15 protein-coding genes are annotated in these 20,709 nt (G+C 65.9%); 6 read left to right on the top strand and 9 right to left on the bottom strand.

Features of this window, described 5'->3' with window-relative positions; all coding sequences use genetic code 11:
• Window positions 1-54 precede the first annotated feature (54 nt).
• Both ACZYZ4_RS16105 and ACZYZ4_RS16100 read right to left on the bottom strand, forming a co-directional pair.
• Entirely contained in the window at window positions 55-3,534 is a 3,480-nt protein-coding gene (locus ACZYZ4_RS16105; protein WP_463862488.1) for a proline dehydrogenase family protein, read from the bottom strand.
• A gap of 328 nt (window positions 3,535-3,862) precedes the next feature.
• Window positions 3,863-5,326, bottom strand: coding sequence for an amino acid permease (locus ACZYZ4_RS16100; RefSeq protein WP_463862486.1), 1,464 nt, complete (start codon window positions 5,324-5,326; stop codon window positions 3,863-3,865).
• 155 nt (window positions 5,327-5,481) lie between these two features.
• Here ACZYZ4_RS16100 and ACZYZ4_RS16095 point away from each other — a divergent pair, with 155 nt between their 5' ends.
• From ACZYZ4_RS16095 to ACZYZ4_RS16085, 3 genes are all read left to right on the top strand, one after another.
• A complete protein-coding gene (locus ACZYZ4_RS16095) occupies window positions 5,482-6,408 on the top strand; it encodes a LysR substrate-binding domain-containing protein (protein WP_463862484.1) in 927 nt (308 codons plus the stop codon).
• A gap of 105 nt (window positions 6,409-6,513) precedes the next feature.
• On the top strand, window positions 6,514-6,939 hold the full coding sequence (panD, locus tag ACZYZ4_RS16090) for an aspartate 1-decarboxylase (RefSeq protein WP_205630562.1): 426 nt from the start codon (window positions 6,514-6,516) through the stop codon (window positions 6,937-6,939).
• Between the two features lie 79 nt (window positions 6,940-7,018).
• Complete coding sequence (locus ACZYZ4_RS16085; RefSeq protein ID WP_463862555.1) at window positions 7,019-7,276, top strand: hypothetical protein; 258 nt, start codon at window positions 7,019-7,021, stop codon at window positions 7,274-7,276.
• Here ACZYZ4_RS16085 and ACZYZ4_RS16080 read toward each other — a convergent pair.
• The 3 genes from ACZYZ4_RS16080 to ACZYZ4_RS16070 form a co-directional block, all read right to left on the bottom strand.
• A complete protein-coding gene (locus ACZYZ4_RS16080; RefSeq protein ID WP_463862482.1) occupies window positions 7,191-7,451 on the bottom strand; it encodes a LacI family DNA-binding transcriptional regulator in 261 nt (86 codons plus the stop codon). The two genes, ACZYZ4_RS16085 and ACZYZ4_RS16080, sit on opposite strands and share 86 nt — an antisense overlap.
• Window positions 7,452-7,707: 256 nt before the next feature.
• Window positions 7,708-8,697, bottom strand: coding sequence for an LLM class flavin-dependent oxidoreductase (locus ACZYZ4_RS16075; RefSeq protein WP_463862481.1), 990 nt, complete (start codon window positions 8,695-8,697; stop codon window positions 7,708-7,710).
• A 195-nt stretch (window positions 8,698-8,892) separates the two neighbouring features.
• Complete coding sequence (locus tag ACZYZ4_RS16070) at window positions 8,893-11,214, bottom strand: coiled-coil domain-containing protein (RefSeq protein ID WP_463862479.1); 2,322 nt, start codon at window positions 11,212-11,214, stop codon at window positions 8,893-8,895.
• 532 nt (window positions 11,215-11,746) lie between these two features.
• Between ACZYZ4_RS16070 and ACZYZ4_RS16065 the strand changes: the two genes are divergently transcribed.
• The 3 genes from ACZYZ4_RS16065 (at window position 11,747) to ACZYZ4_RS16055 (ending at window position 14,784) form a co-directional block, all read left to right on the top strand.
• On the top strand, window positions 11,747-11,902 hold the full coding sequence (locus ACZYZ4_RS16065; RefSeq protein WP_463862477.1) for a GNAT family N-acetyltransferase: 156 nt from the start codon (window positions 11,747-11,749) through the stop codon (window positions 11,900-11,902).
• 46 nt (window positions 11,903-11,948) lie between these two features.
• Window positions 11,949-13,661 carry a helicase HerA-like domain-containing protein gene (locus ACZYZ4_RS16060; protein ID WP_463862475.1) on the top strand — a complete coding sequence of 571 codons (1,713 nt, stop codon included), beginning with the start codon at window positions 11,949-11,951 and terminating at the stop codon, window positions 13,659-13,661.
• Window positions 13,662-13,791: 130 nt separating this feature from the next.
• A complete protein-coding gene (locus tag ACZYZ4_RS16055; protein WP_463862474.1) occupies window positions 13,792-14,784 on the top strand; it encodes a hypothetical protein in 993 nt (330 codons plus the stop codon).
• Window positions 14,785-15,015: 231 nt separating this feature from the next.
• Here ACZYZ4_RS16055 and ACZYZ4_RS16050 read toward each other — a convergent pair whose 3' ends face one another.
• The 4 genes from ACZYZ4_RS16050 to ACZYZ4_RS16035 form a co-directional block, all read right to left on the bottom strand.
• The gene (locus ACZYZ4_RS16050) at window positions 15,016-15,789 is read right to left on the bottom strand and encodes a type IV toxin-antitoxin system AbiEi family antitoxin domain-containing protein (protein WP_463862472.1); all 774 of its coding nucleotides are present in this window, start codon (window positions 15,787-15,789) and stop codon (window positions 15,016-15,018) included.
• Between the two features lie 69 nt (window positions 15,790-15,858).
• The gene (locus tag ACZYZ4_RS16045) at window positions 15,859-17,880 is read right to left on the bottom strand and encodes an NHL domain-containing thioredoxin family protein (RefSeq protein ID WP_463862470.1); all 2,022 of its coding nucleotides are present in this window, start codon (window positions 17,878-17,880) and stop codon (window positions 15,859-15,861) included.
• Entirely contained in the window at window positions 17,880-20,030 is a 2,151-nt protein-coding gene (locus ACZYZ4_RS16040; protein WP_463862469.1) for a bifunctional copper resistance protein CopD/cytochrome c oxidase assembly protein, read from the bottom strand. Before ACZYZ4_RS16040 ends, ACZYZ4_RS16045 begins: the two co-directional genes overlap by 1 nt.
• A 102-nt stretch (window positions 20,031-20,132) precedes the next feature.
• On the bottom strand, window positions 20,133-20,420 hold the full coding sequence (locus ACZYZ4_RS16035) for an HU family DNA-binding protein (RefSeq protein ID WP_056341443.1): 288 nt from the start codon (window positions 20,418-20,420) through the stop codon (window positions 20,133-20,135).
• Window positions 20,421-20,709 lie beyond the last annotated feature (289 nt).

Raw genomic sequence — 20,709 nt, 5'->3', positions numbered from 1 at the left:
CCGCCCCGAAGGCGGCCACCGGGCCTTTCGTGTCGGTTGGGTCTTCGGTCCGCCCTAGATCAGCGAATCCGAGAGGTGGTTCGGGGTGCCGAAGCGGTGGGCCGTGATGCTGATGGCCTGCTCGTGCAGGAACGGCAACAGCTCCACCCGTCCGGCCTCGGTGACCGCGTGGGCGTAGATCGCCAGGTCCGGACGCCCGTCCGTGGCCTCGGCGAGGGCGGTGGCGTCGCCGCCGATCAGCCGGATCCGCGCACCGGACAGTTTGCCCGCCGCGGCGAGGCGTGCAGCCGAAGCCAGCCAGCCAGCGTCGGACTCTACCATCACGTTGATGTCCAGCCCGGTGAGCACGGCACGCAGCTGGGCGGGAAGTTCGACGGCGGTGGACACGGCCAGTACCGAACCGGCCAGGACGCCGGCGGCCACGGTCCGCGCCAGGTGCGCCAGCGGGGCACCTTCGGCGAGCCGCACGGTGACCGGCAGCGCACGGTAGCGGAAGATGTTCCGCTCCGCGCTGAGGCCGGACACATCCTTGGCAGCGCCGAACTCGTCGGCCCAGGCCTGGGCGTCGGACGCTAGGGAGCGCTGCAGTGACTCAAGCTCGACCGGCTGCAGGGCGTCTGCGGCCGCGTTCAGGATCCGGCGGACGCCCGCGTTGGTGACAACTGCCGTGGACGAGGATTCGGCGCCGATCCAGTCGCCGAGGCCGGCGAGGTAGTTGGGTCCGCCGGCCTTGGTGCCCGCACCGACGGCGGACTTCTTCCAGCCGCCGAACGGCTGGCGCTGCACGATGGCACCGGTGATGCCGCGGTTCACGTAGAGGTTTCCGGCCTGGATGGAGTCCAGCCAGATGCCGAGCTCGTCCGGGTTCAGCGAGTGCAGGCCGGCGGTGAGGCCGTATTCGATCTGGTTCTGGATGGCGATGGCCTCTTCCAGCGAGTCAGCGGTCATCACGCCCAGGACCGGTCCGAAGAATTCGGTGAGGTGGAAGTAGGACCCGCGGCGGACGCCGTAGCGCACGCCCGGGCTCCAGAGGCGGCCGGTCCCGTCGAGCTTGTGCGGTTCCACCGCCCAGGTCTCGCCTTCGCCGAGGGTGGTGAGGGCGTTGAGCAGCTTGCCGTTGGCGGGCTCGATGATCGGGCCCATCTGGCTGGTGGGGTCCTGCGGGTAGCCCACCTTCAGCGAGGTGACGGCGTCAACCAGCTGGTTGTGGAAGCGCTTGGACTTGGCCACCGATCCCACCAGAATCACCAGGGACGCGGCGGAGCACTTCTGGCCGGCGTGGCCGAACGCGGAGTAGGCCACGTCCTTGGCGGCCAGGTCCAGGTCGGCGCTGGGGGTGACGATGATGGCGTTCTTTCCGCTGGTCTCGGCCAGCAGCGGCAGGTCCTTGCGGAAGGAGCGGAACAGCTCGGCGGTTTCGTAGCCTCCGGTGAGGATCACGCGGTCCACGGCGGGGTGGGAGATCAGCTGCTGGCCGAGCTCACGCTCGCCCAGCTGGACCATGGACAGCACGTCGCGGGGAACGCCGGCTTCCCAGAGTGCCTCGATCATCACGGCGCCGCTTCGGCGTGCCTGCTTGGCGGGCTTGATCACGACGGCGGAGCCGGCGGCGAGTGCCGCGAGGGTGGACCCTGCCGGGATGGCGACCGGGAAGTTCCACGGCGGGGTTACCACGGTGAGCTTGGCTGGGACGAACGTGGCGCCGTCGACCTTTTCCAGCTTGCGGGCGGACTCTGCGTAGTAGTGCGCGAAGTCCACGGCTTCGCTGACCTCGGGATCGCCCTGGTCGATGGTTTTGCCGGTTTCGCTGGCCATGACCTCCAGGAGGTCGGCGCGACGGGCCTCCAGGACGACGCCGGCGCGGTGCAGGATCGTCGCACGATCGTCGCCGGACAGGGCGCCCCAGGCCTTGCCCTTCTCGACGGCGGTGGCGATCACCGTGTTGAGCGTCTCTGCGTCCGTGATGGTGGCGGCTTCCACGGCGGCGTTGCCCAGCGTGGAGGACGGGACACGCTCCAGGATGGCGTGGCCCCAGTCGCGGTTGGCGGGCAGGGACGGGTCAGTATCCGGAGTGTTCGCGAACGAGTCACGCGGCAGGGGCTGCGGCGGGAGGCTGCGGTTCTGCTGCCGGTTGGCCGGGGGGACCTTGTCGTCGAGCGTATCCAGGGAAGCGAGGAAGCGCTGCTTCTCACGCTCGAACAGAACTTCGTTTTCACTGAGTTCGAACACGGCGGACATGAAGTTGTCCTGGCTGGCCCCCTCTTCGAGGCGGCGGATCAGGTAGGCGATGGCGACGTCGAATTCGGCGGGGTGCACCACCGGGGTGTAGAGCAGGAGCGAGCCGACGTCCTTCTTGACCGCTTCGGCCTGGCCCTGCGCCATGCCCAGCAGCATCTCGAATTCGATGCCGGACTCCACGCCGCGCTGTTTGGCGAGCAGCCAGGCGAAGGCGATGTCGAAGAGGTTGTGGCCGGCCACGCCGATCCGGACGTTGTTGATCCGCTCCGGGTGCAGCGAGTAGTTGATGACGCGCTTGTAGTTGGTGTCCGAATCCTGCTTGGTGTGCCAGGTGGCCAGCGGCCAGTCGTGCAGCGAGGATTCCACCTGTTCCATGGGCAGGTTGGCGCCCTTGACCACACGGACCTTGATGGCGGCGCCGCCGTGGGCGCGGCGTTCCGCGGCCCAGTCCTGGAGGCGGATCATGGCGGCGAGGGCATCCGGGAGGTAGGCCTGCAGCACGATGCCGGCTTCGAGGTTCTTAAATTCGGGCTGGTCCAGGATCCTGGTGAAGACCGCGATGGTCATGTCCAGGTCCTTGTATTCCTCCATGTCCAGGTTGATGAACTTGGCCTTCTGTCCCGCGCCGGCGAAGGACGCGGCTTTGGTGAACAGCGGCGTGAGCTTCTCGACGACGTGCTCCACGGCCTCGTCGAACGCCCAGGCGGAGTGCGGGGCCACGGTGGAGGACACCTTGATGGAGACGTAGTCCACGTCCGGGCGGGCCAGCAGGGTGTGCGTGCCCTGGAGCCGGCGGGAAGCCTCATGCTCGCCGAGGACTGCCTCGCCGAGGAGGTTGACGTTGAGCTTGATGCCGTCCTTGCGGATCTTGGCGATGGCCGGGCCCAGCTTGGCGTCGGTGGCGTCAACGATCAGGTGGCCCACCATTTCGCGGAGCACACGGCGGGCGATCGGGATGACCACCTGCGGAAGGATCGGTGCCATGGTGCCGCCGACGCGGACGGCGCTGCGCATGTACCAGGGCAGGAACGCCGGGACCTTGGGCGCCAGGGCGGCCAGGTTGCGGGCGGCGACGTTCAGGTCTTCGGGGCGGACCACGCCGTCCACAAAGCCGACCGTGAAGTCCAGGCCGTTCGGGTCCTTCAGCACACCGGCGAGTTGCTCGGCCGAGGCATCAACAGGAACTTTCGAAGCCTCGTTCAGCCAGCGGCGCACCAGCGTGATGGTTTCCGCCGCGAGGGCACGGGCCTGCGAGACGGCTGCCTGTCCGGTCGCTTCCGTTGCACTGTAAGTCATGGTGTGCTCGTTCTTTCCTTGGTATGGAAGGGGGTCTTATCCATCAGTATGAGCTTGCAGTCACATAAGATAAAGCGATGTTTTCTAAGCAATACAGGTTAGAAAACCCAATGCTTCAAGTTGCCGTCCGAACGGTCAGGAAATCCCCGCTTTTGGGCAACGCTCTCTCACTTCCTGCGCATTTTTCCGCGACGCTCTCTCACATCCTGCAGCCATCCGGGCAACCCTCTCGCTCTCCACCGAAACGCACGAACCCTCCCCCACAGGATGTGAGAGAGGGTTCGTCATTCGCGCCCCGAAAGTGAGAGAGCGTCCGGGGTGGGTGGGGTCAGCCGAGGGGGCGGTGCATCTCCACCGCTTCTTCGTGGCGCGGGCTGTCCGGGTTCATCAGGGAGTGCTTGCGGCCGTAGAAGAAATAGATGGCCAGGCCGATGACCAGCCAGACGCCGAACCGCGCCCAGGTCTCCCAATGCAGCTGAAACATGAGGAAAGCCGAAGCGAGAACGCCAAAGGCCGGAATGACCGGCATCAGCGGCAGGCGGAAGGTGCGCGGGGCGTCCGGCTTCTTGTAGCGGAACACGATCACCGCGAAGCAGACGACGACGAACGCCGCCAGGATGCCGATATTCGTCAGGTCCGCGACGGCCTTGATGGGGAACACACCCGCCAGCAGGGCGGAGGCGATGCCGGCAATCCAGGTGACTCGCTGCGGGGTTCCGTGCCGGTCCGTCTTGGCGAACCAGCCGGGCAACAGGCCGTCGCGGCTCATGGAGAACCAGACACGCGTGACCCCCAGGAGGAAGGTCAGCATCACCGTGAGGATGGACAGGACGGCGAAGACCGAAATGATGGTGGCGATGACGGGCAGGCCCACTCCAGTGAACGCGGAGGCGAAGCCTGCCTTGGGGTCGATGTCCTTGTAGTTCTGCATGCCTGTCAGGACGAGGGTGGCGGCGACGTACAGCAGCATGGCAATAATCAGCGAAAGGATGATTGCCTTGGGCATGTGCTTCTTGCCGTCAGTGGCCTCTTCGGCCGCGGTGCTCATGGCGTCGTAACCGAACACTGCGAAGAACACCGTTGCCGATCCTGCCAGGACCGGGCCGAAACCGCTGGGCATAAACGGGTTGTAGTTATTGGTGTCGATGTAGAAAACGCCGAGGCCGATAATGAACAGGATCAGAATGACCTTGACGGCAACGGCCACCAGCTCGAACCGGCCGAATGCTTTCGTCCCGCGGGAGAGAATCCAGGTCACCAGGAGGCAGACCACGATGGCGGGAATGTTCACGATGCCGCCCGTGCCCTCATCCGGCGTGGACGTCATCCAGACAGGCATGTGGATGCCGATTCCCGACAGGAACGCGTCGAAGTAGCCCGAGATACCGATGGCCACCACGGCGACAATGGCGATGTACTCCAGCAGCAGGTCCCAGCCGATAAACCAGCCGATCACCTCACCGAGAGCCACGTAACCATAGGTGTAGGCCGAGCCGGCCCGGGGAATCATCCCGGCGAACTCCGCATAGGACAGGGCTGCGGCCGCTGACGCAAGGCCGGCAACAAGGAACGAAATCAACACGGCGGGCCCCACACCCGGAGTGTCCTCGCTGCCTGCAGCCACCAGTCCGGCCAGGGAGAAGATACCGACGCCAATGATGCCGCCGACGCCGATGGCCGTGAGCTGCCAGAGGCCGAGGGACTTGAACAGTCCGCTGTGCTTGTTTTCTACTTCGATGTCGTCGATGGGCTTGCGCCTCATGATCGACTGGGTCATGTCTTTAGTGCTCATCAGGAACTCCTGCTTGGGGTGCGACCCCGTCGCGGGGCCCTTTTGAACGGACTGTGACGGGGGTAACTCATCCCCAACAGTATGCAAGCGCAGTTGCATTAGATAAAGTGACTCCTTCTAACCAATATTCATTAGAATCATCAAGGAATGTGGCCATGCTCGATGTCCGGCGCCTGCGGCTCCTCCGCGAACTGAAGATCCGGGGCACGCTGGCGGAGGTGGCGGAGGCATTGCAGTACAGCCCGTCGTCGGTCTCCCAGCAGCTTGCACTGCTGGAAAAGGAAGTGGGTGTGGAGCTGCTCCGGAAAACGGGGCGGCGCGTGCAGCTGACGCCGCAGGCCGAAGTCCTGGTGGCCCACACCGCCCAGCTGCTCGAAACCATGGAGCAGGCGGAAGCGGATTTGGCGGCGTCGCTGACCACTGTCATGGGGACCGTCCGGATTGCGGTGTTCCAGTCCGCGGCCTTGGCGCTGATGCCTGACACGCTCTCGCGGATGACGGCTGAGTACCCGGAGGTCCGGATCGAAATGATCCAGCGCGAACCCGAAACGGCACTTCATGAGACGTGGGCGCGCGATTTTGACCTGGTCATCGCCGAACAGTATCCGGGACACGCCGCTCCGCGGTACCCGGAGCTGGACCGCATCAAGCTGACCACTGACGCGATCCGGCTGGCCGTTCCGCCAGCGGCTCCCGGCCGCCCGCCCATCACGTCGCTGGAAGATACTGCCGCGCTGCCCTGGGTAATGGAGCCCCGCGGCGCAGCTTCCCGGCACTGGGCGGAGCAGGCCTGCCGGAGTGCCGGGTTCGAGCCCGATGTGCGCTTCGAAACAGCCGATCTGCAGGCGCAGATCAGGCTGATCGAGTCCGGAAATGCCGTGGCCCTGATGCCGGACCTCGTCTGGACCGGCCGCGGCACCACCGCCCGGCTGCTGGACCTGCCGGGTAATCCGCACCGTACCGTCTTCACCTCGGTGCGCCGCTCCAGCGCACAGCGGCCGGCCATCCTCGCCGCCCGCGAGACGCTGGCCGCCACCGCCATATCCGTAGCAAGGACGGACGACGGCGGCGCGTCCAGTTAGGTGCCGGACCGCCGCGACACCTGCCAGGTGCGTGGGGACAGCTTCCGGCGCCATATTTCGTGCGTCACAGCACGATCCGGGGGCCGGCGCTAGACTGGGCAGGTTATGAATCGCACAATGTTCAAGTCCAAAATCCACCGGGCCACCGTCACGCACGCCGACCTGCACTACGTAGGATCGGTCACCGTTGACCTGGACCTCCTGGATGCTGCCGACATCCTTCCCGGCGAACTCGTGGCCATCGTGGACGTGACCAACGGTGCGCGCCTGGAGACCTACACCATTGCCGGCGAGCGCGGCTCAGGTGTCATTGGCATTAACGGGGCAGCCGCGCACCTGATGCACGAGAACGACATTGTCATCCTGATCACCTATGCCCAGATGACCACGGAAGAGGCAAAGGCCTACAACCCGAAGGTTATCCATGTGGATAAGGACAACAAGATTGTCCGGATCGGAAACGATCCGGCCGAGGGCCTCACGCCGGGCCTGATGCGTCCGCCGTTCGCACTGAACAACGCCGCCCTGTAGCCGGAGCGTGGGTCCGGGCAGACACCGCCGCCATAGCCTCGGAGGCTTTTCTTGGTAGGCGGGCTGCAGGGCTTTCTTTGTGGTCTGGTTCATCATCATGGTGGGCTGGTTTGTGGACCGCCAGCGGATCCCTGGCCACAACGCCGGCCAGGTATTGAGTGCTGGCGGTACCGGCCATAATCGGCGTGGCACTGCTGCTGAACTGACCGCTGAGTCCGACGGCGGGACTCACCCTCAGGGGCGGACCTACGTCACGCAGGGCAGACTCTTGCAGCCCGACGGCGGCGCCCACCGCGCAATTCCGCGGCAGGCCGCCGTCGTGCTTCCAAAAAGGTGACGTGCGTGACAACCGGCAGCATCAAGGTGTCCGGCTCAGACCCTGTCCAGTTTGGCCACACCGATTTCCGGCCCCGGGTGGCGTCCCTGACGCCGGGCTGGCCGTTCAGCGCATAGAAAACAGCACCTTTGCTGACGCCTGCCGCGTGGGCGACGTCGCTGATGGTAACTGCCATGATGTGGGGCCCTTTAGGTTTCGGGTCCCGTGACTCACGCCACTGAACCGGTTCAGCAGGCTCTGCTTAACCGGTTCAGTCGAGGGATGTCAAGAGTCCGTGCGGCTGGCGCTCATAGTCGCGTCACGCAGGGCAGCTTTTTGGACCACGACGGCGGCACCCGCCGCGTGATTCCGGGGGACCCCGCCGTCGGGCTTTCCAAAAGGGTGCTTGGCGTGACGCGGGGCCGACCCAACTGCTGGCGTCCCGGTCGGGACTAGACCCGGGCCAGCCCGGCGACCTCCGCCAGCAGCTCCACGGAGCGGATCCGGGCCTCGGTGCCGGTGTTCTGGTGCGCCACGATGAGTTCGTCGGCGTCGGCGTGCTTGGCGAACCCGTCCAGGTAGTCGAGCACCGAATCCGGGGTGCCGATAGCGGAGTACGTCATCATCTGGGACACGTGCTGGCCCTGTGGGGAGTCCAGGATCGTGTCGGCCTCGTCGTCGGAGAATTCGCGTCCGCCGCCAAAGAACAGCGCGACGCGGGCACGCAGGGTGGCCCGGAAAGCCGCCTGCGCCTCGGCAGCGGTATCGGCGGCAACCACGTTGACGCCGGCGATCACGTGCGGTGCATCCAGCTGGGCCGACGGCTTGAAGTCACGGCGGTAGACGGCCACGGCATCCTGCAGGGCGTTGGGCGCGAAATGTGAGGCGAAGGCGTACGGCAGGCCCAACTGGGCGGCAAGGCGGGCGCCGAACAGCGACGATCCGAGGATGTACAGCGGGACGTTGGTGCCCTTGCCGGGGGTGGCCTCCACGCCCTGGATCCGCGTGGGACCGGTGAGGTAGCCCTGCAGCTCCAGGACATCCTGCGGGAAAGTGTCCGCGGACATGGGGTCCCGGCGCAGCGCGCGCATGGTGTTCTGGTCACTGCCGGGGGCGCGGCCCAGGCCAAGGTCGATCCGGCCGGGGTGCAGCGTCTCCAGGGTGCCGAACTGCTCGGCGATGGTCAGCGGCGAGTGGTTGGGTAGCATGATTCCGCCGGCGCCCAGCCTGATGCTCTCGGTGTGGGCGGCCACGTGGGCAATCAGCACACTGGTGGCCGACGACGCGATAGCGGACATGTTGTGGTGCTCGGCGTACCAAATCCGCCGGTAGCCCAGCTCCTCGGCACGCTGTGCCATCGCCACACTGCCCGCGAAACTCTCCGCCGCCGTCTGGCCTTTGCCGATGGTTGCCAGATCAAGGATAGAGAGGGGAAGCGTCACGTCGGTGCCGGCCTTTCAATGCGTTGCGTAGGGTGGCCGGCCGGGTCGCGGCGGGCCACTGTGGACAACGACGGCGGTGCCCGGGTTATTTCTGCGGGCTGGGGTGGAGTGCCCCACAGCATGCGCGGGAGACTGCCGCGCACGCGTGGGGCACTTCGTTGGGCGCCGCTCAGCAGCTCAGGCCTGACTCACGGATCAGGCGACGCACCCGCCGAGCGCGATCTGACCGTCAGTTGCCTTGATCTGGTTCTGTACGCTGCCCAGCGCGGCTTGCAGATCAGTGACGATTGTCCGTTGCGCCTCGATGGCAACCTTTTTTGCTCCCTTTTGCGACTGGAGGTCCCGGAGCACCGCCTGTGCTGCCGTTACCTGGCCATCAAGCGTCAACAGCTGCCCGTTCAGATTAGCCAGTGCAGACTCGGCCACAGCGATCTCGCCGTTGAGTTGATTGAGCTGAGTGACCAGTGGAGCCACGCGCGTCTGCAGGGTGAGGATCTCGGCCTCCTTGGCGGTGATCTGGCCGTTGAGGCCTGTCAGGTCTTCCACCAGCTTGTCCAGGATCGTGTTCAGCGCGCTGATCTCGGCTGTTTTGCCTGCCACAGCCTTGTTTGCGTCCTCCACTGCGGTTACCAGCGCGGGCAGCTGGTCCTTGAGCGTAGAGAGTTCGGCCTGCTTGTCCACCACGGCGGCGTCGGCTGCAACCTGGGCAGCCAGTGCGTCTTCCAGCGCATCCTTCCGTTCCGCCAAGACGACCTTTTGAGCCGCGATGGCCGCATTTGCAGCTTCCACTCCGTCAGTCAGTCCCTGCACGGCCGCTTCAAGATCAGCCACGATTATTTCCTGTGCGGTGACGGCGCTCCCGGCGGTGGCCGCGGCACCCTCAAGTCCGGTGAGCTGGCCCTGCAGAACGGCGAGTTCGCCTTCCTTTACCGCGACCGCGCCGTTGGCCTCCGTTACATCGGCCTCAAGTGCCGGCACCCCGGCTTTCAGGGCTAGGATCTGACTTTCCTTGTCGGCCACGGCGGCGTTGGCTGCGGTCACAACTGCCTGCAGTGGTGCCGCCTGCTGCTGTAAGGCGCTGCTCTCCTGCTGCTTGAGCAGCAGCTGCGAGCTTAAGGTGGTCACCTGCGAATTGAGGCCAGTGAGATCGCCTTGCATGCCGGAGATCAGCGTGGTCTTGTCGGTGATCTGATCCGTCACCGCCGCGAGCTCAGCCTGCTTGGCATCCCGCTGGTTCCTCAACCCAGTCGCATTGCCGTGGCTCTTGTTGATCCTGTCAGTGAGATCAGCGATCGCAGCCTCCAATGTCTCCTTCTGTGCCTGGAGTGCAGCGAGACCGCCCTCCGCGGTGGCCAACGCGGCTTGCGTGGACGTGATTGTCGTATTCAGGGTGGCGATCTGCTCCTGCAGGGAGCCAATCCCGGCATTCGCCGACGTGATCGCGGTGGTGTTTGCGGTGAGCGCTGACGCCGCTGCAGCAGCACTGGCCTGCAGGGTGGCAAGGTCAAGCTGGGCGTCGGCGATCTGGGTGTTCTTGGCGGCAAGTGTGTCAGCTGCAGTTGTCGCCAGCGCCTGCAAAGCAGAAAGCTGTCCCTGGGCTGTGCCGATCTCCGCCTCTTTTCCCTCCACTGCTGTGGCAGCCTCCCCAGCCGCTTGCTCCAAGTCGGCGAGCACACTCCTGGCATCGTCAAGCCTTGCCTGCCCGGCCTGCAGCTTATCTTCCGCAGCCGTCCCGGCCTGGACGAGAGAGGCCAGCTCCGCCTCGGCATCCCCGACTTCACTGGTTGCAAGGTCAACAGCAGCCTCGGCATCCCGGGCTGCTCCGGTGAGGGTGACCAGTTCACCCTCTGCCACCTGGATGGCGGCTTTCTTGTCCGCCAGGGCTACAGCAGCCGCATGTGCTTGTGCCTCGAGCGTCACCAGCTCCGCTTGAGCAAAACTGATCTTGCTGTTCTGCTCAGTTATCTGCACGTCGACAGCTGCCGCCTGTTCCCTGAGCAGCGAGGCGGCTGCCTGAGCCTGGGCTATTTCCTCCCGCAGCGGTGATATTTGGTCTGCGAGGCTTGCCGCCGCGACGTTGAGGGCATGGAGCTCCTCCTGTTTGTCGGTGATGGAGAGCTGCGTGGCGCTCAGTTCTGCGGCCAGGTCAGCAATGTGGGCGTCCGTGTCGGTGAGGTCCTGGTCCAGCTGCCTTTCCTCGGCCTCAAGGACAGCAAGGACCGCATCCGCGGCGGCGAGCTCCGCCGTCAATCTGTTCTCAGTGTTTACCAGTTCGGCGCGCTCTGCCTGCAGTGCAGCGATTACGTCAGCGTTCTTCCTCGCCGCTGCCTTGAGCAGGTTCTCCTGGACGAAGCCCCGGTGCGCCAACTGGTTCACCACGCCGTTGCAAATGCCGGTTGCAGACCCCGAAGCGGCCGCCGGCATAACAAAAACAAGCGTGCTGGTCAGCAGACCGGGCAGGACAACCGCAGCGGCAAGGCGCCGGGCGAATACAGACTTCGAAGGGGCACTCGGCATGATGACTCCTGGTGAGACCGTAGGGGCGGCCGGCTCCGGCCGCAGCGTAGTTTCACCGTAAGTGCCACGTCTGAGGGGCACACGCGTAGTGGGCACCTGTCTTTCCGGCGTGAGTACTCGTCTTTCGGGGGAACCGCCGCGGCACCACTTGGTTTTGTGACCGCCGGGGACGCCCCGTTAACGGCCGTTACCCCTCCTACAGAACCAGCAGATCGAGAATGGCAGCTACGCCGAGATCCTGGACCGCTGGGGCCTGTCGTCGGAGGCCATCAAGACCTCCGAGCTGAACCCGGCAGGCCTGCCCAAGAAGTAGGCCCGCCGGCGACGAATCCCCCGCCGGATCGTTATCCAGCGGGGATTGTTTTGTGCACAACCCCATCGATTGCTGAGTAGCCGCCCTTTTGAGACCCAAAAGGGCGCGTACGGAGCAATCGATGGGGGGTTAGAGCAGTTGCTCGCGGACCGTGAGCTGAACTTCAACTAGCGATGTCGTCCAGGCCGGTGGGGGTGGTCCAGGAAAACGGCGAGGCCATTGCTGGCAGAGCTGGAGGCTCTGACGGCCCGCCGGAGCTACCGGCGCGTCTTCCTGACCACCGGTCCGCACCAGCCCGAAGCCAAGCACCTGTACCTCACCTCGGGTTATGAGCCGCAGTTCGATCAGGACCAGGATCCGGAGATCATCGGGTAGCTCGCGTTCACCAAGAATCTCCCGGCGGCCCCGCTAAGCTAGCGGCATGGCCAACAAAACCACTGCGGAAAAACTCGCCACCATCCAGAAGGGCTACACCCTGGAAGGCGCCACCATCGAGCTGGGTGCCGCCATTGTCGACGGCGAACTCCACAAGGAAGCCCAGGTCCGCCTGCCGCTGGCCATGATGAACAGGCACGGCCTGGTGGCCGGCGCCACCGGCACCGGCAAGACCGTCACGCTGCACATGATGGCCGAGCAGCTGTCCGCTGCCGGAGTTCCCGTGTTCCTCGCGGACATCAAGGGCGATCTTTCCGGCCTGGCCACGGCGGCCGCCGGTAGTGAGAAGCTGAAGGAGCGCACCGACAGCATCGGCCAGGCCTGGGCCGGCAAGACCTTCCCGGTGGAGTTCCTGGCCCTGGGCGGCGACGGCAACGGCATTCCCGTCCGTGCCACCATCACGTCGTTTGGCCCCATCCTGCTCTCGCGCGTTATGGAGCTCAACGACACCCAGGAATCCAGCCTGCAGCTGGTCTTCCATTTTGCGGACAAAAACAACCTTGAGCTGATCGACCTGAAGGACCTCCGCGCGGTCATCCAGTTCCTCACCTCGGACGACGGCAAGGACGAGCTGGAGGAACTGGGCGGCCTGTCCAAGGCCACCGCCGGCGTCATCCTCCGCGAACTGGTAAACCTGGAAGCGCAGGGCCTGGAAAGGTTCTTCGGCGAGCCTGAGTTCGACACGGCCGAGCTGCTCCGGACCGCACCGGACGGGCGCGGCGTTATCACCTGCCTGGAGCTACCCACGCTGCAGACCAAGCCGATGCTGTTCTCGACCTTCCTGATGTGGCTGCTGGCGGACCTGTTCGAGGACCTCCCCGAGGCCGGCGACCTGGACAAGCCCAAACTGGTGTTCTTCCTCGACGAGGCCCACCTGCTGTTCAACGGCGCATCCAAGGCATTCCTGAACGCCATCACCACCACTGTCCGGCTGATCCGTTCCAAGGGTGTGGGGATCTTCTTCGTCACCCAGACCCCCAAAGACGTTCCGGCCGATGTCCTGGGCCAGCTGGCCAACCGCATCCAGCACGCCCTCCGCGCCTTCACCCCCGAGGACGCCAAGGCCCTGAAAGCGACCGTGTCCACGTTCCCGGTCAGCGACTATGACCTCGAGGAAACCCTCACGTCTGCGGGGATCGGCGAGGCCGTCATTACCGTCATGAATGAGAAGGGCGCCCCGACGCCGGTTGCTCACACACGCCTGCGCGCCCCGGAATCCGTCATGGGCCCCAGCGCCGAGGAGCTCATCAAGAGCACTGTGGGCGGGTCCGCGTTGCTCGCCAAGTACGGGACCGCCGTTGACAACGTCTCTGCCTACGAGAAGCTCACCGGCAAAGGCGCGACGCCCACCGGCGGAGCCGCGCCGGGTGAGCCCCCGGTTCCGGGAACTTCCGGGCAGCCAGGTTCGGAGCAGGCCGACGTCGACGCCGAGGCCCGCAGGATCGAGGAGGAAATCCTGGGCCGGCCCAGCAGCCGTCCCGCGCCGGCGACGGATCGTGGTGCCGGCACTGATGCGCCCTCGCGGCGTGCACCGGAGCCTGCGGCCCCTGCCGGCGGCAGCCTGGTGGGCGACCTTGCCGGAGCACTCAGCGGGGCCCTGGGCGGCGGGCTGAAGAGTATGGTCCGTTCCATGGGCACCCAGCTCGGCCGGGAACTGCTCCGCGGCGTCTTCGGCACCTCGTCCCGGCGCCGCCGGTAGGCAAACCCGGACGATGTCCCGCCCTGGACTTCCCGCCGTCGGGCATCAGGAAAGACGTCGCTCCGCGTTACACGGGGCGGCGGCTACACCTGTAATCAGCGGGCTTGCAGGTAACGTAAGGGAAGTGCAGATGAGTCAGGCGTTGGTGAGGATGGCAGCAGGGTGGCTGCTTGGCCTCATGCTTGCCGTGGCCGCGGCCATCGTTGGGGTCAATGTGGTGAACAATACGGTGGCAAGTCCACAGCAGCCTGTCCGGGAATATCTGGACGCCCTCCACGAGGGCGACGGCGGCAAGGCGCTGGGCCTGTTGCGGGCCGCAGTGCCGCCCAGCAACGCCGCCATGCTCGACGGCACAGCGCTGCAGACGGCCTCCTCCCGGCTGGCGAACGTCACCATCGGCGATGCCGAAGAACGCTCAGGCAACCAGGTCGTGGTGCCCGTGCAGTACACGATCGACGGCAGCAGGCTTCGTACCGAGTTCCTGCTGGAGAAGACCGGCACCGAATGGCTGTTCTTTAATACGTGGGCGTTTGTGCCGTCGCGGCTGCCCACGGTGGGCCTGACGGTGGTGAACGCCAGCGAAGTAAACCTCAACGGCGTCCCTGTGAACATGCCCCAAGGCAGAAATTCGTTCGCCGTGTTCTATCCGGGCGAATACGAAGCCTCCCTGAACGGTGAATACTTCGCTGCTCCGGCCACGCGCGCCACGGTGACATCCCGCGATGTCCCGGCGGCTCCGTTGAACCTGCTGACCGAAGCCACCGACCAGCTGCGGAAGGATGTGGGCGCGAAGGTACAGGAGTTTCTGGACACCTGCGCCGCCGAAGCCGTGAAGCAGCAAAAGCTGCAGCCGGACTGCCCCTTCTACTTCGCCAGCACCAACAACGTGGACGACGGCACCATCAAGTGGACCATCACGGAGTACCCGGAGATTTCCGTCGAGCCCTTCGACGGCCGCTGGGTGGTTGCTCCCCTCGACGGGAAGGCCAAGGTGGAGGCGGTCCAGCAGAGTTCCTTCACCGGCGCCTGGTTCCCGCTCAACGAAGAGGTGGACTTCAGCTTCACCACCCGTCTGGATGTCGCCGGCGACACCATCAGGGTCACCCCGCTCCTGAGCTACTAGCGCCAGCCCCGTTGGCCTGGCTGACTGGCTGGCCTGGCGCCACGCACAGCACGCTTTTGCCCCCTGCGCACGCCAGCCCCTGAGTTTCCGGGGTTTTCCTGCCTGGACCACCGACTCGTTGTTCCGGCGGTTGTCCTTCTTCACCTGGGTCCACTCAGCATGTTGCCGGCCGTCCAGCTCCATTACCAGCCAACCCTCCAACAGCAGATCAACCTGACCCACACGCTCAAGTTAGGCCTGGGTTTCCACGCGGATCCCGGCCTGCCGGAAATAGGTCCGGGCCAAGGTCTCCAGGAGCGAGTCCGCACCCCGGTCCACCCACCTCAGGACCTCGCGTGCAGGGCCGTTCCGCTTTCCCGGCAGCCGGGCCCGCAGAAAGTCCACGGTCATATCTCCCCGCTGAACGGCACATTCCACCATCACCAAGGACTCGGCAAAGGGCAGGCACCTCAGCGCGTGAATGAGGACATCGGCCAGTGCGGCTACGGGCCTGTCTGGCTGCGGCGGCAGCAACAGCCCGGCATGGTGGATCCCGCTGCCGGTGACCGCATCGGCCCTGCGGTGATGCACATGCAGCGCGCCCGAGGACGGCAGCGACCACAACCCCTGGCGGGGCGCGGCGCTGGCACACGTCAGGAGTTGGCGGTTACGCAACAGGCCAACAAGCTCTGCCGGCACCGTCGGGAGGGCATACAGCCCGCGGTCCGGCTGGAGGAGCTGTCCGCCCCGGACAGCCCGGCGCAACGACGCATCATCGATTCCCAGCCTGCCCAGCGCCGGGCGCCTGGCTGCTCCACCGCAAATGTGCAGGGCTTCTGCACATCCAGGTGGCCATGCTGCCGCCGCCGAGGCTCTGGCCGCGCCCCCAAGGCGCCCATATGTGGAAAACTCGGGGCGCTGGCAGTTGCCCCCGGCGGCACGCCGAGCACGCTTTTGGCCACGGCCGGAGGCCCTAACCCTGGAAATCCGCGGCCGGCCCCTACCCCGGCGCGCAAAAGGCTGCATCCCGTGACATCAGGTCACAGAAGGCAGCCTCAGCAAGCCGGCGCCGCAAAGCGGCAGCGGCGGTGGTGATCAGTCCATTCCGCGCAGGTCCAGGACCAACTCGGTGTCGCCGTCGTCCGTCAGCAGCACGGGGATGCCCCAGTCCTGCTGATACAGGTGGCAGGCGGCGTGGTCAGGGATCTCGCCGTCCGCATCCTCCGGTCCGTCACAGGCCGCGGCACGGGCGGCAATGTGCAGGACGCCCTCCGGAATGCCGGAAGCCAGCTCCAGCGTGCGGAGCAGCCCCACCGAGGTTCCTCCGCCGGCAACTAGCAGCTCCGGCGGGGTGGAGGAGATCTTCAGCTGCGTGGGATCACCCCAGCGGTCGTCGAGCTTCTGCCCGGTAGGCGCGGTGAAACGCACGGTCAGCTCGAGCAGACCGGGGGCTACCGGGCTCTTCGGCCGGTGGGTTTGCGAGGCGCCCTCGTCCACCTGCTGGGCTTCCTTGGGGATGGGCACGTACACCAGCTGGTGCTTGTTGGCCTCCACCACTACCAGCAGCGGCTCGGAGCCGGCGGCGTGCGTGTGGTCCACAATCACGTCGGAGGGCTCCGAGAGTCCGCGGGCCAGCGTGGACACGGTCCCTGCGGCGGGGTCGTAGCGCCGCACGGCACCGTTGTAGGTGTCGGCGATGGCAATGGAGCCGTCAGGCAGGACGGTGACGCCGAGGGGGTGCTGGAGGCGTGCCTCGGACCCGGGTCCGTCGCGGAAACCGAAGTCGAACAGGCCCTTGCCCACGGCAGTCTCCACGGTGACCGTGCCGCCATCGTCAATGATCAGCTTGCGGAGGCCGGATGTTTCGGAGTCCGCCACCCAGATGTTGCCGTCGGCGTCCTCGGCCAGGCCGGAGGGCTGCGCGAACCAGGCTTCGTGGGCGGGGCCGTCCAGGAGGCCTTCCAAGCCGTTGCCGGCAATAATTGCCACGGCGCCGGTAAGGGGGTCGAAGCTGAAGATCTGGTGCGTGCCGGCCATGGCGATCACCACGGCGTTGAGCTCGGTGGACCAGACGACGTCCCACGGCGAGCTGAGAGACACTTCCAGCGGGTGCTCGCTGAGCTGGCCCGTGAAACCGGCGGCGTCTTCGTCCACCCGCGCGGGGCCGGTTTCCAGCAGGCGCTGCACGCCGTTGCCAACAATCGTCGTGGCTGTTCCGTCCGTGAGCGAGAGCCCCCGGAGACGGTGGTTGACTGAGTCTGCAATGACGACGTCGTAGCCCGCCTTCGCTGCCACCTCTTCCGGAAGCAGCACGAGGCCCTGCGGCTCGTTGAACCGTGCGGTTGGCTGGACGGAGTCGACGGCGGCGGCCGGGCCGTCGGAGTGGCCCTTGGTCCCGGATCCAAAGGTCGCCAGGACGGTTTCGAAGTCGGTGCCCAACTCCACTAAGCGGTGATGCCCGGTGTCGGTTACCAGCCAGGAACCGTCGGTGGCGGTACCAGCGGCGGCGGAAGTCCCGCCGTCGGACGTTCCCCGTCCGGCTGAACCGCGCCCGGTCGGCAGGAACAGCGCCTTTCCGGGGAAGCGCAGCGTGCCCGACGTGGCTTCCGGCGCCACGTACGGGCCGGAGCCGCGGTGCAGCGTGCCCTTGGCCTCGTGCTCGGCGATCAGCTCGGGGATGAGCACGGCCAGGCCGTCAGCGTGGCCTTCACCGGACAGGTGCGCCACGATGTAGCCCTCGGGGTCGATGACCACCAGCGTGGGCCAGGCGCGCGCGGTGTAGGCCTTCCACGTCTCCAGCTCGGGATCGTCCAGGACGGGGTGGTGGATCTCGTAGCGTTCCACGGCGGCGGCCAGGGCCACGGGATCTGCTTCGTGCTCAAACTTGGGCGAGTGCACACCTACGGTGACCAGGACGTCGGAGTACTGTTCCTCGAGCGGGCGCAGCTCATCGAGGACGTGCAGGCAGTTGATGCAGCAGAAAGTCCAGAAGTCGAGCAGCACGATTTTGCCGCGCAGGGCTTCGAGGTCCAGCGATTTGCCGCCGGTGTTGAGCCAGTTGCGGCCCACCAGTTCGGAGGCGCGGACCCGGAGTTGGGTGCGTACGGTTTCGCTCATCAGCGTCCTTCCAGCTTTGAGTTGCGTTCAGCCACTCTGGCATCGCGTTCAGCCAATTTGGCAAACATATCGTTGTAAGCAGTGAGATCGGCGTCGTTATTCCTGTCCGCCGCCCGATCCACGCGCTTGGTCTCCCGTTGATCGGACCGGGACCACATGATGGCCACGCCAAGAGCCACCAGGAGGGTGGGGACTTCGCCGATGCCCCAGGCCACGGCACCTCCCATTTGCTGGTCCAGGAGAGCGGACGGCCCCCAGGCCCGGCCAAGGTTGCCGAAGTAGTCCGCCGCCAGCAGGCTGGTGCCGCCCATGATGGCGACGCCGAAGAACGCGTGGAAGCCCATGGTCGCCAGCAGCAGAAGCAGACGCATGGGATACGGTGCGCGGCGGGGCAACGGGTCCGTGCCGATCATGCTCAGGATGAAGATGTAACCCGTGAGCGAGAAGTGCAGGATCATGAGCTCGTGGCCCACGTGATCCCGCATGGCAAAGCCGAACGCGTCCGAGTAGTAGAACAGCACGATGGAGCCGGCGAAATTGGCCGCCGCGAAGAGGGGGTGCGTGACCAGTTGGGAGAACTTGGAGTGGATGAACACGAGCAGCCACTCGCGCGTCCCACGGGAGCCGTCGCCGCGGGCAGGCAGAGCCCGCAGGGCCAGCGTCACCGGGGCGCCGAGCACCAGGAAGATGGGGGCCACCATGGTCAGCGCCATGTGGTCCACCATGTGCGCGGAGAAGAGGATCCTGCCATAGACCGACGGCGGCCCTGAGGTGATGTAGGTCAGCACAAGGAGGCCGATCACCCAGTTCACGGCGCGAAACCACTGCCATTTGTCGCCGCGTCGCAGCACCTTGGCGACGCCCAGGAAGTAGGCCACCAGCCCGAAGAGCACCACGGCCACCCAGAGCCAGTCAAAGCGCCACTCCGTCAGCCAGCGCTCCGAAGTCAGTTCAGGCGGCAGCTCGTAGCCGGTGAGAATGAATGCCGGCGACGCGTCCGGCGCAAACGTGGTGGGCTGCGGCGGGGCCGACCGGCTCAGAGCGACGGCGACGCCGGAGGTGGCTCCCATAACGAGGAGTTCCACGAGCACCAGCTGCCACAGGACGCGGCGTGAGGACATTGCCGAGCCCTTGCGGCCCAGCTGGGGGATGACCCATTGCCGGTGCATCAAGCCGATGCCGCCAAGGACCAGGGTGGCTGCCGACTTCGCGAGGATCAGCTGGCCGTAGGGGGAACCAAGGAGGTCATCCCAGTTGGTGATGCGGATGCTGGCATTGAGGACGCCGGAGGCAAAGACGAGCACAAACGCAAAGCCGGCCAGGGAGGAGAAACGCCGCAGCGTCGGTTCCGTGATGTCGGCGGCGGCCCCGGCCTTCGAGCCGGTCAGGATTCCGGACAGCAGCGCCAGGACGACGATGCCGCCAACCCACACGCTGACGCCCACAAGGTGCAGGCCCAGGGAGTTGATGGCGCCTTCGTGGTCCGACGAGCTTGAGGAGTGGCCGATCAGCGCGGCAGGAACCAGCCCGGCCAGCGCCAGGATCAGTGTGAGCGCCAGTCCGCCAAGGGATCTGACGGCGAACAGCGCGGTGGTCACCACAGCCGCGATCATGGTCACTGTCAGCCATGCCCGGCCGGTCTCGATGTCCGTCATGAAGTACACCAGGGCGCGGGTGAACTCGGCGTCCCCACCGACGGCCTGGCCCGCAACGTCTGAGTAAGTGAGGACCAGTACAGCCACCGCTGACAGCGTCCAGGCAGCACCCGCAGCGGCAGCAATGGCCAGGGCCCGGGCGGACGCCGGATGTTCCGGACCGTCGCCGTTGTGGGTCCGGGACTGGGGTCCCGCAGATCTGGGGAGGATGCCGACGGCGAAGATCAGTCCGCCGATCACCGTCGCCAGTGCCACGTTGTGGATGGCCTTGCTGACGGGAAGCCCCCAGCGGACCAGGGCCCCCGGGTCAGAGACCTCACGGGCCGCAGCGGCGCCGGAGAAAAGGAGGGCCGCCGTCAGTCCCAGGAAGAGGGCGGCAAGGCCCGCGAACTGCCACGTCCGGGAAATCCCCAAGACGCCGCCAGCCCGGGCCGAAGCGCCCCTGTCGGGGCCTGGCTGGGGTGCTGTGGGACGGGATTTTGCTGCAGAAGGCACCTATCCATTGTCCGCTACGGGTGCCCACGCGGCGAATCGGCTTAAAGCAAAGGAGCGGCAACCCTGAGGTTGCCGCTCCTTTGCTGCTGTTGCTGAAGAAGACTACTTCTTCTTGGCGACTGCAGCCTTCAGCTTGGAGCCAGCGGTCAGCTTAACGCTGTGGCCTGCTGCGATCTGGATGGTCTCGCCGGTCTGCGGGTTACGGCCGGTGCGGGCTGCACGGTCGGTGCGCTCAACTGCGAGCCAGCCCGGGATGGTGATCTTCTCGCCAGCGGCGACGGAAGTCTCGAAAACCTCGAACAGCGCATCGAGGACGGAGTTGACGGCTGCCTGGCTGGTGCCGGCCTTGCCTGCTACCTCTGAAACAAGTTCACTACGGTTCTTAGCCATTGATGTCCTCCTGGACGGTCACGATTTCTGGAGCCTGAACGCGGCATGCGTGCAAGCCACTCTTCGAAAACTTACCAGCTTGGGCCCGCGAGGACCGCAAATTCCGCGTGTTTCCGCGACTTTTTGACTAAAATCACCGGTTTTCCGGGGAATTGCGGGGGAATTGCGCCCACAGCGGACGCTCTCGCAGGTCCTGCCCTCTTCCCCTGGACGCTCTATCACTTCGCGGGGCGTGTCGTGTGGGGTGTCCGGCGGCGGCGGGGGTGGGTGGGTGCCCGGTTTTCGCTGC

The organism is Pseudarthrobacter adonitolis, assembly GCF_055412845.1.
Note: the sequence above shows the minus strand (reverse complement) of the source record. Positions and strands in the feature narration are given on the sequence as shown.

Excerpts from the sequence above, each read along its gene's own strand:
- ACZYZ4_RS16105 (WP_463862488.1), bottom strand. The coding sequence starts at position 3,534 with ATGACTTACAGTGCAACGGAAGCGACCGGACAGGCAGCCGTCTCGCAG.
- ACZYZ4_RS16100 (WP_463862486.1), bottom strand. The coding sequence starts at position 5,326 with ATGAGCACTAAAGACATGACCCAGTCGATCATGAGGCGCAAGCCCATC.
- ACZYZ4_RS16095 (WP_463862484.1), top strand. The coding sequence starts at position 5,482 with ATGCTCGATGTCCGGCGCCTGCGGCTCCTCCGCGAACTGAAGATCCGG.
- panD (WP_205630562.1), top strand. The coding sequence starts at position 6,514 with ATGAATCGCACAATGTTCAAGTCCAAAATCCACCGGGCCACCGTCACG.
- ACZYZ4_RS16080 (WP_463862482.1), bottom strand. The coding sequence starts at position 7,451 with ATGGCAGTTACCATCAGCGACGTCGCCCACGCGGCAGGCGTCAGCAAA.
- ACZYZ4_RS16070 (WP_463862479.1), bottom strand. The coding sequence starts at position 11,214 with ATGCCGAGTGCCCCTTCGAAGTCTGTATTCGCCCGGCGCCTTGCCGCT.
- ACZYZ4_RS16060 (WP_463862475.1), top strand. The coding sequence starts at position 11,949 with ATGGCCAACAAAACCACTGCGGAAAAACTCGCCACCATCCAGAAGGGC.
- ACZYZ4_RS16055 (WP_463862474.1), top strand. The coding sequence starts at position 13,792 with ATGAGTCAGGCGTTGGTGAGGATGGCAGCAGGGTGGCTGCTTGGCCTC.
- ACZYZ4_RS16050 (WP_463862472.1), bottom strand. The coding sequence starts at position 15,789 with ATGCAGCCTTTTGCGCGCCGGGGTAGGGGCCGGCCGCGGATTTCCAGG.
- ACZYZ4_RS16045 (WP_463862470.1), bottom strand. The coding sequence starts at position 17,880 with ATGAGCGAAACCGTACGCACCCAACTCCGGGTCCGCGCCTCCGAACTG.
- ACZYZ4_RS16035 (WP_056341443.1), bottom strand. The coding sequence starts at position 20,420 with ATGGCTAAGAACCGTAGTGAACTTGTTTCAGAGGTAGCAGGCAAGGCC.